Origin of the sequence: Frigoribacterium sp. PvP054, assembly GCF_040547465.1 — a bacterium.
In the GTDB taxonomy this organism is placed as follows: Bacteria; Actinomycetota; Actinomycetes; order Actinomycetales; family Microbacteriaceae; genus Frigoribacterium.
Window position 1 is genome coordinate 522,125 of record NZ_JBEPPU010000001.1, and the last position, 14,566, is coordinate 536,690.

The following is a 14,566-nucleotide window of genomic DNA, read 5'->3' on the forward strand; positions in this document are numbered from 1 at the left end:
CGCTCCCGCGCCTCCTGAGGGCCGGGTCCACCGATCGGTGGACCCCGCGTCGACCGGTCGGGCCTGGTGCGCGGCGCCCCCGCGGCGCACGCTGGTCCCATGACACCGGAGCCCGTCGTGCGAGTGCGCGACCTCACCAAGTCCTACGGCACCGCCAGGGCCCTGCACGGCCTCTCGTTCGACGTCGCCCCGGGCGAGACGCTCGGGTTGCTCGGGCCGAACGGCGCCGGCAAGTCGACCACGATCGAGATCCTCGAGGGCTACCGCGACCGGTCCGGCGGCGAGGTGTCGGTGCTGGGCGTCGACCCGCGGCACGGCGGCCTCGACTGGAAGGCACGGCTCGGCATCGTGCTGCAGACCTCCGGCGAGCAGGGCACGGCCACGGTGCGCGAGCAGGTCGCCCACTTCGCCGGCTTCTACCCGGCCCCGCGCGACGTCGACGAGGTGATCGCGGCCGTCGGCCTCGAGGCGCAGGCGGGTGCGCGCATCCGCTCGTTGTCCGGCGGGCAGCGGCGTCGCGTCGACGTCGCGCTGGGCGTCGTCGGCGGCCCCGAGCTGCTCTTCCTCGACGAGCCGACCACGGGCTTCGACCCCGAGGCGAGGCGTCGGTTCTGGCAGCTGATCCGGTCGCTCTCGGCCGACGGCACGAGCATCGTCCTCACCACGCACTACCTCGACGAGGCCGCCCAGCTGAGCGACCGCGTCGCCGTCGTCGCCCGGGGCCGGCTCGTCGCCGAGGGGCGACCCGACGAGCTCGGGGACGAGGAGGCGCGCACGCCCCGCGTCACCTGGGTCGACGAGCACGGACGACACGACGTCCGCACCTCCGAACCGGGCGCCGTCGTCGCCCGCCTGCACGCCGAGCTCGGCGAGCCCCGCTCGCTCGAGGTGATCAGGCCGTCGCTCGAGGACGTGTACCTGGGGCTCGTCGCCGCCGCCGAGCGGGAGGCGGACGGGGCGCCGGGCGCGACCGCCGCCGATGACGGGCACCGCGCCTCCTCGTCCGAGGTGACCTCGTGAGGACGCTGGCGCTCGGGTTGAGCCGGACCCGCTACGAGGTGCGGGGGTACTTCCGCGCCGGCGACACGGTCTTCTTCACGTTCTTGTTCCCCGTGGTCATGCTGGCGATCTTCTCGACGGCGTTCAGCGCGTCGGGCTCGTTCGGCACGCGGCCGGACGGCACCGAGGTGGGGGCCGCCGCGTTCTACCTGCCGGGCATGATCGCCGCGGGCATCCTCTTGTCGGGCGTGCAGAACCTGGCCGTCGACATCGCCCTCGAGCGGGGTGACGGCACCCTGAAGCGGCTCGCGGGCACCCCGCTGCCGGTCGGGTCGTACTTCGTCGGCAAGTTCGGGCAGGTGCTCGTGACGAGCCTGCTGCAGGTGGGCCTGCTCGTGCTGGTGGCCCGCGTCCTGTTCGGGGTGCCGCTGCCGACCCAGGCGGGCTCGTGGCTGACGCTCGCCTGGGTGTACCTGCTCGGCATCGCGACGTCGGCCCTGGTCGGCATCGCCCTGTCCCGCCTCCCCCGCAGCGGCAAGAGCGCCACGGCCGTCATCGTGCCGATCACGCTGGTGCTGCAGTTCGTCTCGGGGGTGTACCTGCCCTTCACGCAGCTGCCCGACTGGCTGCAGGCCGTGGCCTCGGTGTTCCCGCTCAAGTGGCTCGCCCAGGGCATGCGCAGCGTCTTCTTGCCCGACACCTTCTCGGCCGCCGAGGCCGGCGGCTCGTGGGACCTGCCGGGCGTGGCCCTGTGGCTGGCGGTCTGGCTCGTCGCCGGGGCCGTCGCGTCGCTGCTGACCTTCCGCTGGATCAGGAAGGACTCGTGAGCCGTCCGGCACGACCGGTGCCGGCCGCTAACGTGGGCGACATGAGCGGCATGAGCGGTGTCGGCGCGTCCCGCGACCGGGCCGAGGCGGAGTGGTCGGCCTTGTCGGGCACCGCGATCTCGATGCGCTGGTGGGACGCCGGCCTGACGGCCACGGCCGTCGTGTCGGCGGTCCTGGCCACGACGTCGTCGACCGGCCGGACCACGGCGTCGTTCGTCGGCATCGGGCTGCTGCTGCTCGCCTGGTTCGGACTCGCCCGACCGGTGGTGCGTCGCAACGACGGCCTGCTCTCGGTGCCCGCCGTGTCCGCCGCGGCGGCCCTCGTCGTCGTCGGCGGCGTCGCCGTCGCCGCCACGCCGGAGCTCGCGGTCGTCCAGGCCTTCCTCATGCCGCTGCTCTGGACCCTGCTGCCCGCTCCACGGTCGGCGATCGTGGCCAACGTGGCCCTCTGCCTCGCGATCTCGGTCGGCTTCGTCGTGAGCATCGGGTGGTCGACCGAGGCCGTCTCGACGGCCGCCACCAGCGAGGGCCTCTCGCTCGTCTTCAGCATCGCGCTCGGACTGTGGATCACGACGATCGCCCGCGTCGGCGCCGAGCGCGGTCGTCTGCTCGACGAGCTGCGCGAGGCCCAGGCCGAGCTCGCGGTCCGGCACCGCGACGCCGGCACGAGCGCGGAGCGCGAGCGCCTGGCCCGCGAGATCCACGACACGATCGCCCAGAGCCTCACCGGGGTCGTCATGCTCGCCCAGCAGACCCGTGGCACGCTGGCCGCCGGCGACGTCGCGACGACCCTCGACCGGCTCGACGTCATCGAGACGGCCGCGCGCGAGGCGCTCACCGAGGCCCGGACCCTCGTCGCCGCGACCGCGTCGTCGGGCCCGGCCGGCACGGACGTCTCGGCGGCCCTGCAGCGCCTCGGCGAGCGGTTCGGACGCGAGAGCGGCATCGTCGTGACGGTCGACGCCGGCGAGGTCGAGCTGCCCCGCGACCTGCAGGTCGTCGTCGTCCGCTGCGCCCAGGAGGCGCTGGCCAACGTGCGCAAGCACAGTGCGTCCCCGACGGCGCGGGTGACCCTCACGGCCGCGGGCCGGACGGCCGTGCTGGTCGTGGCCGACGACGGCGCCGGGTTCGACCCCGCGACACCGTCGACCGGCTTCGGCCTCGACGGGCTGCGCGAGCGACTGGGCCTGTCGGGAGGTCGGCTCGAGATCGCGTCGGGCGACGACGGCACGGTCGTCACCGCCCGCGTCCCCCTGGCCGGGGCGGCGGCCGCGTGAGCGGGCCGACCCCGGACGACGGAACCGGCGGGACCGCCGCGACCGCAGGGACCGCCGTCGAGGGCACGCCGGCGGCCGTTCCCGGGCCCTCACGGGACGGGGCGACCGTCCACCGCACCCTCGTCGCCGACGACCACCCGATCGTGCGGCAGGGCATCGCCGCCCTGCTCGCGTCGACCGACGACTTCGTCGTCGTCGGCCAGGCGAGCGACGGACACGAGGCCGTCGCCCTGGCGGACTCCCTCGGACCCGACCTGATCGTGATGGACCTCCGCATGCCCGGGCTCGACGGGGTGGGTGCGACCGAGGCCGTCCTGGCACGACACCCGTCGACCCGCGTCGTGGTGCTCACCACCTACGAGTCGGACGACGGCATCCTCCGGGCGATCGAGGTCGGCGCCAGCGGCTACCTGCTCAAGGCCTCTCCGGAGGACGAGCTGCTGGCCGGCCTCCGAGCCGTCGCCGCCGGGCAGGTCGCCCTGGCTCCCGCGATGGCGACCCGACTCGTGGGCCGGGCACGGGCCGGCGTCGACGCCGGGCCTCGCACCAGCCCGCTGAGCCCGCGCGAGACCGAGGTGCTCGCCCTCGTGGCCGAGGGGTGCTCGAACCGCGAGATCGGGCGACGACTGTTCGTGGGCGAGGCGACCGTCAAGACGCACCTGCTGCACGTCTTCGAGAAGCTCGGCGTGCGCGACCGGACGCGCGCGGTCACGCTGGCGCTCGAGCGCGGCCTCCTGCCGCGGGGCTGAGCGCGCCGAGCCCGACGGACCGGCTCGGCCGACCTAGAGGGAGAGCCCGAGCAGGACGGGCTCGGGGTGCAACAGCACGCCGAACTCGGACTGCACCCGTTGCTGCACGTAGCGCGCGAGCTCGGCGACCTCGTCACCCGTCGCACCGCCCCGGTTGGTCAGCGCCAGCGTGTGCTTGCTCGAGATCGCGGCCCGCGAGCCGGGCAGGCGGAAGCCCTTCGCGACGCCCGCGTGCTCGATCAGCCAGGCGGCGCTGAGCTTGACCTCGGCCGGGGCCCGCGGGGCGGGGGCGGCCGGTTCTTCGCCGAGGGGCACGACGCGTCGCTCGGGCTCGGGGCCGGTCGGCCACCGCGGGGCGTCCGGCGGCAGGCTCGACGCGTCGGCGCGCGAGACGACCGGGTTGGTGAAGAACGAACCGCTGGACGCGGTGTCGCGGTCGTCGGGGTCGAGGACCATGCCCTTGGCGGCGCGCAGGGCGAGGACGCTCGAGCGCACGTCGCCGACCGAGACCCGGGCCCCGAGCTCGACGCCGAGGGCCTTCGCGAGCTGCGGGTACGCGACCTGCTCGCTCGCGCCTCCGTCGTCGACCAGCGCGAACTCGACCGCGGTCACGACGCCGCGGCGACCCTTCTTGAACACGCTCGTCCGGTAGCCGAGGTCGAGGTTCGCGGCGGGGATGCGGACGAAGTCGCCCGAGTCGTCGTCGAGGAAGTCCACCGCGACGAGGGTCGACGCCACCTCCTGCCCGTAGGCGCCGATGTTCTGGATCGGCGAGGCCCCGGTCGAGCCCGGGATGCCGCTGAGGGCCTCGAGCCCCGACCAGCCCCGGTCGACCGTGTGGGCCACGAGGTCGTCCCACGGTTCGCCGGCGGCGACCCGGAGGTGCACGCGGTCGTCGTCCGAGTCGACGCGCTCGACGCCGCGCGTGGCGACGCGCACGACCGTGCCCTCGAAGGGCTCGTCGGAGGCGACGGTGTTCGACCCGCCGCCCAGCACGAACCAGGGGTCGTCGCCCAGTGACGCCTCGCGGACGGCGGCCAGCAGGTCGTCGGTCGTCGTCGCCTCGACCAGGCGGGCGGGTTCACCACCCACCTGCATCGTCGTGAGCTCGGCGAAGGTCGTCACGCCAGGGTCACCACGACCTGCGCCTTGCCGAGCACCGCCCGGCCGGCGGACGTGACGGTCAGGTCGACGCGGGCCGTGCCGGCCTCGTCGTCGACCACACCGACCTTCGCGGTGACGACGATCTCGGCACCGGCGGCCGGGTCGACCACCACGGGCCGCGTGAAGCGCACCTGGTAGTCGGACACCCAGCCGAGCACGCCGGCGTCGTCCCCGGCGCCCTCGAGCCACTCGACGACCGGTTGCACGGCCGTGCCCATCGTCAGCATGCCGTGGGCGAGCACGCCCGGCAGGCCGACGTCGGCCGCGACGTCGTCGCGGTAGTGGATGGGGTTGAAGTCGCCCGACGCACCCGCGTACCGCACGAGCGAGTCGCGCGTCAGGGGGTAGGTCTTCTCGGCGACGACCTGGCCGACCTCGAGCGCGCTCACGCGGCGGCCCCCTCGTCGCCGCGGACGACGAGCGTCGAGACGGCCGTGACGACGTGCCGCCCGTCGGCGTCGCGCATCTCGGACGACGCGGTCACCATCGCGTTGCCGCCGAGCGTCTTGACGCCGGTGACCGTCAGGGTCGCGGTGAGCTCGTCGCCCGCCACGATCGGACGGCTCAGCGAGAAGCGCTGTTCGCCGTGCACGACACGGGAGAAGTCGATGCCCGCGTCGGGCTCGGCGAGCAGCTGCGCGAGCGTCGCCTCCTGCACCACGACGGCGAAGGTCGGCGGCGCCACGACGTCGGCGTGGCCTGCCGCGCGGGCGGCCTCGACGTCGAACGACAGCGGGCTCGTCGAGCCGGTCGCGCGCGCGAACTCGCGCACCTTCTCTCGACCCACCAGGTAGGGCGGGACCGGCGGGAAGACCCGCCCTTGCAGCTCTGGGTTCACGGACACGCCGTCGAGTCTAACCAGCGGGGTACGCCCCCCGGCCCGGTGTCGGGGGCACGGCGTACGGTCACGGCATGAGCGACGCGAACATCGACCCCGACATCACGCCCGTCGACCCGGCAGCGGCCGAGTCCGACCAGACGACCACCACCGAGCAGACCGAGACCGAGACCGACCAGGCCGCCACGGCGCGCGACGAGAACGCGCACCCGGCACACGGCGAGACCCTCGGCGGCGCCCGCCCCGACGCCGGCAGCACGGCCTCGAAAGACCCCGACGACTGGGTGACCGGCGACGAGCCGATCACCGGCCCGCAGAAGAGCTACCTCGACACGCTGGCCCGCGAGGCCGGCGAAGAGCTGCCCGCCGACATGACCAAGGCCGAGGCCAGCGAGCACATCGACCGCCTGCAGCAGAAGACGGGCCGCGGGGCCTGACCCCGCCCGCCCCGAGGGCGCCCGGGCCGATCTGCGAAGAACGGGCCGGGCGCCCTTCCCCTGCCCCGCCGTCGGACGTACACTCCAGGCACGTCTGGGATGGTAACTCGACGTGGGCACCCTCCTCCGGCGCGTGCCGGTACTGATCCACCTGCACCTCGAGCGCCGAGGGTGCGACGGGGTGCATCCGAGTCCTCCCCCGACTCGGGTGCACCTCTTCACGTCGGGCGACGTGCCACGCACCGCACGCTCCGTCCGGGTCCGCCCCCCTCGCGCCCTCCGCCGGGCGACGCCCGTCTAGGGTGAGCGGATGACCTCTGCCGGGCACCGCGGCCACCCTCCCGCCGCGGGCCGGCGCGGCGGGGCCGTCTCGACGGCACTCGCCCTGCTCGGGTCGACCCACCCCGGGCCGACGATCGTGGTGACCCTCCTCGCCGTCGTGCTGGGCGCCTCCTCGGGGTTGCCGCTCGGACGGCTCGTGCTGCTCGCCCTGGCCGTGCTGCTCGGGCAGGCGTCGATCGGCTTCGCGAACGACTGGCTCGACGCCGGACGCGACCGGGCCGTCGGCCGCACCGACAAGCCGGTCGCCCAGGGACGCGTGAGCGTGTCGGCCGTGCGGGCCGCCGCCGTCGTCTGCGGGCTGTCGATGCTCGTGCCCTCGTACGCCCTGGGCTCCGCGGCGGGCACGGCACACCTCGTGCTCGTGGCCTCGGGGTGGGCGTACGACCTGGGCCTCAAGCGCACGGCGCTCTCGGTGGCGCCGTTCGTCGTCAGCTTCGGCCTGTTGCCCGCCGTCGCGACCCTCGCCGCCGCCCCGCCGGCCGCACCCGCCGCGTGGGCCGTGGCGGTCGGCGCCGTGTTCGGCGTCGCCATCCACTTCACGAACGTGCTGCCCGACCTCGACGACGACGCCCGCACCGGCATCTCGGGCCTGCCCCACCGACTGGGGCGCACCGTCTCGGGCGTCGTCGCCTTCGTCGCCCTCGCCGTCGCCGCCGTCCTGCTGCTCGGCGGCCAGCTCGAGGGCGACTCGTCGACGCCCGGGCTGGTGGCCGCGGTCGTCGGCACCGGCGTGACCCTGGCGATCGCGGTCGCCGGGGTGCGCCTCGTGCGGGCGGGGCGCGTCGACCGCACCCTGTTCCGCCTGATCATGGCGGCGGCGGTCCTGCTCGTCGTGCAGCTCGCGCTGAGTGGCGGGACGATCGTCGCCTGAGACGCGATCGGCCGGGACGCGGGGCGACGCGTCAGGCCCAGCGCATCGCGTAGACCGAGGCGAGAACGTGCCGCGTGGGGGCGTGGAGGACCGCTCCGAGCGCCAGGTCGCGGACCCGGGCGGCTCCCGCACCGACCGGACGACCGAGCGCGGTGTTCCACTCGGCCTGACGGGCGGCGCGGAGGGCGGCCCTCGCCCGCCCGGCCTCGAACCGACCGAACGCCGCCGGGTCGAGCACCCGACCGCCCCGTCGACGCAGCGCCGCCGCGAGCACGGTCTCGAGGGCCGCGCCGTCGAGCCAGCCGAGGTTCATCCCCTGCCCGCCGATCGGGCTGATCTCGTGGGCGGCGTCGCCGATCAGCACCACGCGACCGACGACGGTGCGCGTCGCCAGGCGCCTCCGCACGCCGAACGCGCTGGTCGTCGTCGTGGTCGCCGGATCGACGTCGGCCCCCGTGCGGTGCGAGACCAGGGCGGCGAGGTGCTCGGCGGTCGGGGCGGTCGGGTTCGGGGCGGTCGCGGTCGGTGCCGCCTGCGTCGGCGCCCGTCGCCCGACCGCCTCGGGCACCGTGCCGACGTGGACGACGAACCGTCGACGACCACCCGGCAACGGGAACGACTCGACGACGCCGGCCCGCTCGAGGTGGACGACGGCGTCGGGTCCGTGCCCCGTCGCGTCGGCGACGTCGCCCATGACGTACCGATCGGGCAGGTCGCGCGCCCGGCTGTCGACCCCGACCGCCGCGCGGACCGCGCTGCGCGTGCCGTCGGCACCGACGACGAACCGGGCGGCGGCGACCACGGGGCCCGCGTCGTCGACACCGTGGACCACCACGTCGTCGTCCCGCTGCTCGAGCCCGACGAACCGGACGCCACGGCGGAGGGCGTCGTCGCGGCGATCGGCCAACCCCCGACGCAGCACGGCCTCGGTCGCGTCCTGGGGCACCGCCGCGACGAACGGCCACCGCCCGGAGGTCCGGTCGAAGGGCACGGCACCGATCGTCCGCGGCCCGCTGGTCGCGATGCCCCTCCGGATGCGGACGGCCCGGGCGAGCAGGTCGTCCGCGAGGCCGAGTCGGTCGAAGAGGTCGATCGAGGGCGGATGCACCCCGAGGGCGCGCGACCGGGCAGGGTCCTCGACCCGCGCCTCCCAGACGACGGCGTCGAGGCCACGGTCCGCCAGGGCCGCGGCGAGCATCACCCCGACCGGGCCACCACCCACGATCAGGACGTCATGCGTCCGCACGGCCACCTCCTCGGGCCGGCGGCGGGGTGCCGCGGCCCGCACCCGGCTCGTGGACGAGCATCAGCCGGTAGGGCCGCTGTCGGACGACCCGCCAGCCGTCGGGCGCGACGGCCGCGAGCTCGGGTGCGGTGAAGCTGCGGCGGATCGAGAGCAGCCCGTCGACGTGCACGAACGACCGACGGCGCCACGGGCGGGTCGCGGCCCGGTACGCGAGGTAGGCCCCGCGTGCGCGCTCGATGTCGGCGTGCACCACGAGGCGGGTCGCCAGGCGCGTGCTGTCGGTCAGCACGGCGGTGCGGGCCTCGTCGTCGAGGTGGTGCAGCACGTGGTTCGACACCACGACGTCGAAGGTCTCGCCGTCGGCGACCAGCTCGCCGCTCGCCGCCCGTCGGAACTCGACCCCGGGGGGCGTGGGGCGAGACACCGAGAACGCGTGGGCGCGGGCGTCGGGGTCGACGGCGACGACCTCGAGGGCGAGGCCGTCTCGTCGTGCCCACCCGGCCAGGGCGCGCGCGAGGTCGCCGCCGCCCGCTCCGAGGTCGAGCAGACGGGTGGTCCGGTCGGTCGTCAGCATCGGACGCAGGCGGCGACGGTAGACCCGCCGCCACCCGGCGACGAGCCCGTTGACGACCGGGAACGCCCGGTACGTCGCGGTCAGCAGCGCCGGGTCGCAGTCCGGGTCGTCCATCAGTTCGACGAGGTCGACTCCGCGCCGCGACAGGTCGGGCCACCGGGGAGGCCGGTCGTCGAGTGCCGGGACCGAGGAGGCGCGGGTCGGGTTCACGAGACCGTGCGTCGCGTCATCAGCGCGGTCTCGACGGTGAGCCCGGGGCCGAACGCCATGGCGCCGACCCGCTGCGCCGAGGGGGACGACGCGTCGACGCCCACGAGGGCCGGGTCCGGGCCGTCCGTCGCCGTGGTGCCCGGGCCGGCCAGGAGGTCGCGCAGGATGAACAGCACGGTGGCGCTCGACATGTTGCCGTAGTCGCGCAGGACGTCGCGTGAGGGGGCGAGCTGACGGTCGCTGAGGCCGAGCTGCTGCTGCACGCGGTCGAGGATGCTGCGGCCGCCCGGGTGCACCGCCCAGAGGTCGACGTCGCCGACGCCGACGCCCCCGGCCGTGAACAGCGGCGCCAGGGCGGAGTCGATGTGCAGCTCGATGATCTGCGGCACGTAGCTGCTCAGCACCATGTCGAACCCGAGGTCGCCGATGGTCCAGGCCATGTCGGTCTCGCCCACGGGCGTCAGGACCGTCTCGAGCACGTCGAGGTCGAGCACGACGCTGCCCGCCGGTGCGGGGCGCGCCGTGACGACGGCCGCGGCGGCTCCGTCGGCGAACACGGACGAGGCGACGATGGAGTCGGGGTCGTCCGAGCTGCGCAGGTGCAGCGTGCAGAGCTCTGCGCAGACGACGAGCACGACCGCGTCCGGGTCGGCAAGGCAGAAGTCCCGGGCCGCGGCGAGGGCCGGGAAGGCTCCGTAGCAGCCCATGAAGCCGAGGTGGTGGCGACGCGTCGACGGTGAGAGCCCCAACCCCCGCACCAGCAGGTAGTCCGGACCGGGTGCGAAGAACCCGGTGCACGAGACGCTGACGACGTGCGTCACGTCGTCGGGCCCGAGGTCGGGGGCACCGGCGAGCGCGGCACGGGCGGCGCCGAGGAAGAGGTCGGGCGACCGGTCGACGTAGACCTGGTTGCGCGTGCCCGTGCCGGGGCGGAGGATCTCGTTCGTCGCCGCGTCGTAGAACGTCGCCTCGCCCTCGCGGGGTCGCCGGTCGAGCTCGTCGACCACGGTGTGCCGCGTCTCGATGGCCGAGGCCCCGAACGCCGCCCCCACGATCCGCTGCCCGAGGCGCCCGAGCCCCGGCTGCGTCGCGAAGATCTCGCGGACGTCGTCCTGACGGATGATGGTCGGGGGCACGGCGGTGCCGATGCTGCGGATGCTCACGGCCATGCCTCATCGTAGGCCCGGCGGCGCGGCCGCGGGCACCGCGGGCGGAGTCGACGGCGGGGCGGACGCCGAGACCGTGGACGCCGCCAGACGGGATCGGGGCCGGGGACGACGAAGGCCCGAACTCGTGAGAGATCCGGGCCTGCGGTAGCGAGGGCGGGACTTGAACCCGCGACACCACGATTATGAGCCGTGTGCTCTAACCAACTGAGCTACCCCGCCGCAAGCTGCGGGCCCTGCCGGCATCACACCGGGACGGGACCGAGACAGCCAGAGCCCCGAGTCAGGATTGAACTGACGACCCCTTCCTTACCATGGAAGTGCTCTACCACTGAGCTATCGGGGCGTGACCACCGGGCGAGCGACCGGGGTCGCTGCCGATTGGCACCAGACAAGGGTAGCAGAGCGAAAGGGGTGCTGACGCCACGTGACGCCCCGGCCCGTCGCCCCCCGTCCGGGCCAGGATCGACGGGTGCACAGCATCGAACTCCTGCTCGACCGGGCCTCGGACGCGGCCGTCCGCGACGAGTGGCGCATCCTGTCCGAGGCGGGTCTCCCGTCGCAGGGCGACCACGCCGGCACGTCGAACGCGCCGCACGTCACGCTGGTGGCCCGACCCGGCCTCGACCCCGCCGCCGACCCGCGCCTCCTGCCCCTGACGGCGGCGCTGCCGCTGCCCGCCGAAATCGGCGGGCTCCTGCTGTTCGGCGGTCCTCCGCGCGGACTCGTGCTGGTGCGCCAGGTCGTCGTGACGCGCGAACTGCTCGCGCTGCACGAGGACGTGCACGAGACCCTGGGAGGCGCGGGTGACGTCCCGCACACCACCCCCGGCCGGTGGACGCCCCACGTCACGCTCGCCTCGCGCCTGACGCCCGACCAGGTGGCGCGGGCCGTCGACGCGCTGGCCGCGGCGGACGTGCCCCCGACCCGCTCGGTGGGCCTGTCGTCGCTGCGTCGGTGGGACCCCGGCACGAAGACCGTCGTGCCGCTCGGCCCCCCGCCCGCCTAGTCGGGCGGACCAGGCCGCGCCGGCGTCGGGACCGGCGTCAGGCGACGGGGCGCGAGGCCGCCTCGAGCGACGCCAGGTCGCCCTCGGTCAGCTCGATCCGGGCCGCGTCGAGCAGGCCCTCCAGCTGACGCGGGGTGCGGGCGCTGCCCAGCGCCCCGACGACGTTGTCGCGCGAGGCCAACCAGGCCACCGCCACGGCGCCGGGCTCGACCTCGAGCCGCTCGGCGATCTCGACGACGACCTCGAGGGTGCCCTGGTTCTGCGGCGTCACGTAGCTCAGCGCCCTGCTGCCCCGGGGGGAGTCGCCCCGGCCCGCCTCGTGACGGTACTTGCCCGTCAGGAACCCGCTGGCGAGCGAGGAGTGCGGCAGCACGGCGAGGCCGTAGTGGTCGACGATGGCCGCCACGTCGCCCTCGTACTCTCCGCGGCGCACGAGGTTGTAGGCCACCTGGACCACCCGGAACGGGTGCAGGCCGTCGCGGGCGGCGATCTCGAGGGCCTGCCGGAGGCGCGCCCCGGTGTAGTTGGACGCGCCGGCACAGAGGATCTTGCCCTCGTCGACGAGCTCGCTGAGCGCACCGACCGTCTCGTCGAGCGGGGTCTCGTCGTCGTCGAAGTGCGTGAAGTAGAAGTCGACATGATCGGTGCGCAGCCGGCGGAGCGAGGCCTCGACCGCGGCGCGGATGCTGGTGCGCGACAGACCGGGCGCGTCGGGGTGCTGTCCGCACTTCGTGCTCAGCACGACCCGGTCGCGGTTGCCCGGACGGGCGAGCCAGCGACCGATGATCGCCTCGGACTCGCCCCCCGAGTTGCCCGGCAGCCAGGCCGAGTAGACGTCGGCCGTGTCGACGACCCGCCCGCCGTCGTCGGCGAACAGGTCGAGCACCTCGAGCGCGGTGGGGGCCCCGACCGTCCAACCGAAGACGTTCGTCCCGAGCGCGAGCGGGAACGGCCGGGTGCCGGCGGGCAGGTCGGCCGTCACGAGGTCGGTCGCAGGGTTCAGGGTCGTGCCAATCGTGTTCGCGGGTGCTCGCACGCGTGGTGCGCGCGCGTGGGCTCTGAGCAGAACCGTAGCCGATGGCACACCGGGGGCCTGCCGTATCGTGGCCACATGTCCTCACGAGAACCGGCCGAGACCGACACGCTGACCCCGACCGCCCCGCTCGAGGGCACCTCGACGACCTCCGGCCCGGGCGCGGAGTGGTGGCGCACCGCCGTCATCTACCAGGTCTACCCCCGGTCCTTCGCCGACGACGACGGCGACGGCGTCGGCGACCTGCCCGGCATCACCTCGCGTCTCGACGCCCTCGCCGACCTCGGCGTCGACGCCGTCTGGCTCTCGCCCTTCTACACGTCCCCCCAACGCGACGCGGGCTACGACGTGGCCGACTACCGCGACGTCGACCCGCTCTTCGGCACGCTGGCGGACTTCGACGCCCTCCGGGCACGGGCGACCGATCTGGGGCTACGGGTCATCGTCGACGTCGTGCCGAACCACACCTCGAGCGACCACGCCTGGTTCCGCGAGGCCTTGGCCGCCGCCCCCGGCTCCCCCGCCCGCGGTCGCTACCTCTTCCGCGACGGCCGCGGACCCGACGGCGAGCTGCCGCCGAACAACTGGCAGTCGATCTTCGGCGGCCCCGCCTGGTCGCGCGTGACCGAGGCCGACGGGCAGCCGGGCCAGTGGTACCTGCACCTGTTCGACTCGTCGCAGCCCGACCTCGACTGGACGAACCGCGTCGTCCGCGACGAGTTCGTCGACGTCCTCCGCTTCTGGCTCGACCGCGGCGTCGACGGGTTCCGGGTCGACGTCGCCCACGGCATGATCAAGGCCGAGGGCCTGCCCGACTACACCCCGCCCGCGGACTCGGGCAGCATGGGCGGCGGCCAGGGCGACACCGCCCCGCCGCCCTACTGGGGACAGGAGGGCGTGCACGAGATCTACCGCGAGTGGAACACCGTGCTCGCCGAGTACCCGGGCGACCGGGTGCTCGTGGCCGAGGCCTGGGTGGAGCCCCTCTCACGCCTCGCGGACTGGGTCCGCCCCGACGAGATGCAGCAGGCCTTCAACTTCGCCTACCTCGAGACCGGCTGGTCGGCCCCCGCGGTCCGAGAGGTCGTCGACGCGTCCCTCGCCACGTTCTCGAGCGTCGGCGCACCCAGCACGTGGGTGCTGAGCAACCACGACGTCGTCCGGCACGCCAGTCGGCTGGCACTCACCGCCGAGAACCCCCAGGGGCACGGCATCGGGCCGAAGAGCGAGGGGCTGCCCGTCCCCGAGCTCGGGCTGGCCCGGGCGCGGGCCGCGTCGGCGCTCATGCTGGCGCTGCCCGGCAGCGCCTACCTCTACCAGGGCGAGGAACTCGGCCTGCCCGAGGCCGTCGACCTGCCCGACGAGTCCCGACAGGACCCCACCTGGTTCCGCACCGGCGGCGAGCGCTACGGTCGCGACGGCTGCCGCGTGCCGCTGCCCTGGTCGGCCGACGAGCCGGCCTTCGGGTTCAACGCGACCGGCGCCTCGTGGTTGCCCCAGCCCGCCGACTGGTCGACCTACGCCCGCGACGAACAGCGCGGCGTCGCCGGGTCGACGCTCGAGCTCTACACGCGGGCCCTGCGACTGCGGGCCGAACACGACCTCGGGGCCGGGTCGATGACCTGGCTCGACGGCTTCGGACCCGACGTCGTGGCGTTCCGCAGCCAGGGCGTCACCGTCATCGCGAACATGGGTGACGTCGCGGTCGAGCTGCCCGTCGCGGACGTGCTGCTGGCGACCGTCGTCGTCGACGGCCCCGCCCTGCCGCCCAACGCCACCGTCTGGCTCGCGACGTCGTCGTAGCCCCCGGCCGCCGCGACGTCG

At 74.7% G+C, this 14,566-nt stretch carries 14 protein-coding genes, 2 tRNA genes and 1 pseudogene; 8 read left to right on the forward strand and 9 right to left on the reverse strand.

Going from position 1 to position 14,566, the window contains the following annotated elements; genetic code table 11:
- Positions 1–99: 99 nt before the first annotated feature.
- The 4 genes from ABID81_RS02355 to ABID81_RS02370 are packed head-to-tail and all read left to right on the forward strand — an operon-like array spanning position 100 to position 3,852.
- Positions 100–1,020 (forward strand): ABC transporter ATP-binding protein, encoded by a 921-nt coding sequence (locus tag ABID81_RS02355; protein ID WP_354593219.1) that lies wholly within the window; start codon positions 100–102, stop codon positions 1,018–1,020.
- Positions 1,017–1,826, forward strand: a complete 810-nt coding sequence (locus ABID81_RS02360) for an ABC transporter permease (protein ID WP_354593220.1) — start codon at positions 1,017–1,019, stop codon at positions 1,824–1,826. The genes ABID81_RS02355 and ABID81_RS02360 overlap by 4 nt, the downstream gene beginning before the upstream one ends.
- A 41-nt stretch (positions 1,827–1,867) precedes the next feature.
- Positions 1,868–3,103, forward strand: a complete 1,236-nt coding sequence (locus ABID81_RS02365; protein WP_354593221.1) for a sensor histidine kinase — start codon at positions 1,868–1,870, stop codon at positions 3,101–3,103.
- The gene (locus tag ABID81_RS02370) at positions 3,100–3,852 is read left to right on the forward strand and encodes a response regulator (RefSeq protein WP_354593222.1); all 753 of its coding nucleotides are present in this window, start codon (positions 3,100–3,102) and stop codon (positions 3,850–3,852) included. Before ABID81_RS02365 ends, ABID81_RS02370 begins: the two co-directional genes overlap by 4 nt.
- Before the next feature lie 33 nt (positions 3,853–3,885).
- On the opposite strand, the gene ABID81_RS02375 is transcribed toward ABID81_RS02370, so the two are convergent.
- From ABID81_RS02375 to ABID81_RS02385, 3 genes are read right to left on the reverse strand one after another with little or no spacing between them, the layout of a single operon-like run.
- Positions 3,886–4,977 (reverse strand): UDP-N-acetylmuramate dehydrogenase, encoded by a 1,092-nt coding sequence (locus tag ABID81_RS02375; protein WP_354593223.1) that lies wholly within the window; start codon positions 4,975–4,977, stop codon positions 3,886–3,888.
- On the reverse strand, positions 4,974–5,405 hold the full coding sequence (locus ABID81_RS02380; protein ID WP_354593224.1) for a MaoC/PaaZ C-terminal domain-containing protein: 432 nt from the start codon (positions 5,403–5,405) through the stop codon (positions 4,974–4,976). The genes ABID81_RS02375 and ABID81_RS02380 overlap by 4 nt, the downstream gene beginning before the upstream one ends.
- Positions 5,402–5,860 carry an FAS1-like dehydratase domain-containing protein gene (locus ABID81_RS02385; RefSeq protein WP_354593225.1) on the reverse strand — a complete coding sequence of 153 codons (459 nt, stop codon included), beginning with the start codon at positions 5,858–5,860 and terminating at the stop codon, positions 5,402–5,404. Before ABID81_RS02385 ends, ABID81_RS02380 begins: the two co-directional genes overlap by 4 nt.
- Positions 5,861–6,075: 215 nt before the next feature.
- Here ABID81_RS02385 and ABID81_RS02390 point away from each other — a divergent pair.
- Positions 6,076–6,291: pseudogene (locus ABID81_RS02390) on the forward strand (DUF3072 domain-containing protein); the annotation flags it as partial.
- 310 nt (positions 6,292–6,601) lie between these two features.
- Complete coding sequence (locus ABID81_RS02395) at positions 6,602–7,504, forward strand: UbiA family prenyltransferase (RefSeq protein ID WP_354593226.1); 903 nt, start codon at positions 6,602–6,604, stop codon at positions 7,502–7,504.
- 31 nt (positions 7,505–7,535) lie between these two features.
- On the opposite strand, the gene ABID81_RS02400 is transcribed toward ABID81_RS02395, so the two are convergent.
- The 5 genes from ABID81_RS02400 to ABID81_RS02420 form a co-directional block, all read right to left on the reverse strand.
- Positions 7,536–8,750, reverse strand: coding sequence for an FAD-dependent oxidoreductase (locus tag ABID81_RS02400; RefSeq protein ID WP_354593227.1), 1,215 nt, complete (start codon positions 8,748–8,750; stop codon positions 7,536–7,538).
- On the reverse strand, positions 8,737–9,534 hold the full coding sequence (locus tag ABID81_RS02405; protein ID WP_354593228.1) for a class I SAM-dependent methyltransferase: 798 nt from the start codon (positions 9,532–9,534) through the stop codon (positions 8,737–8,739). The genes ABID81_RS02400 and ABID81_RS02405 overlap by 14 nt, the downstream gene beginning before the upstream one ends.
- Complete coding sequence (locus ABID81_RS02410) at positions 9,531–10,703, reverse strand: type III polyketide synthase (protein ID WP_354593229.1); 1,173 nt, start codon at positions 10,701–10,703, stop codon at positions 9,531–9,533. The genes ABID81_RS02405 and ABID81_RS02410 overlap by 4 nt, the downstream gene beginning before the upstream one ends.
- A gap of 145 nt (positions 10,704–10,848) precedes the next feature.
- Positions 10,849–10,922, reverse strand: a tRNA-Met gene (locus ABID81_RS02415).
- A 52-nt stretch (positions 10,923–10,974) separates the two neighbouring features.
- A tRNA-Thr gene (locus ABID81_RS02420) sits at positions 10,975–11,046 on the reverse strand.
- Between the two features lie 126 nt (positions 11,047–11,172).
- Between ABID81_RS02420 and ABID81_RS02425 the strand changes: the two genes are divergently transcribed.
- Positions 11,173–11,709, forward strand: coding sequence for a 2'-5' RNA ligase family protein (locus tag ABID81_RS02425; RefSeq protein WP_354593230.1), 537 nt, complete (start codon positions 11,173–11,175; stop codon positions 11,707–11,709).
- Between the two features lie 37 nt (positions 11,710–11,746).
- Here the strand turns inward: ABID81_RS02425 and ABID81_RS02430 are convergent, their stop codons facing one another.
- Positions 11,747–12,745 carry an aldo/keto reductase gene (locus ABID81_RS02430; protein WP_354593231.1) on the reverse strand — a complete coding sequence of 333 codons (999 nt, stop codon included), beginning with the start codon at positions 12,743–12,745 and terminating at the stop codon, positions 11,747–11,749.
- A gap of 75 nt (positions 12,746–12,820) precedes the next feature.
- Between ABID81_RS02430 and ABID81_RS02435 the strand changes: the two genes are divergently transcribed.
- The gene (locus ABID81_RS02435; protein WP_354593232.1) at positions 12,821–14,545 is read left to right on the forward strand and encodes a glycoside hydrolase family 13 protein; all 1,725 of its coding nucleotides are present in this window, start codon (positions 12,821–12,823) and stop codon (positions 14,543–14,545) included.
- The last annotated feature ends 21 nt before the right edge of the window (positions 14,546–14,566 follow it).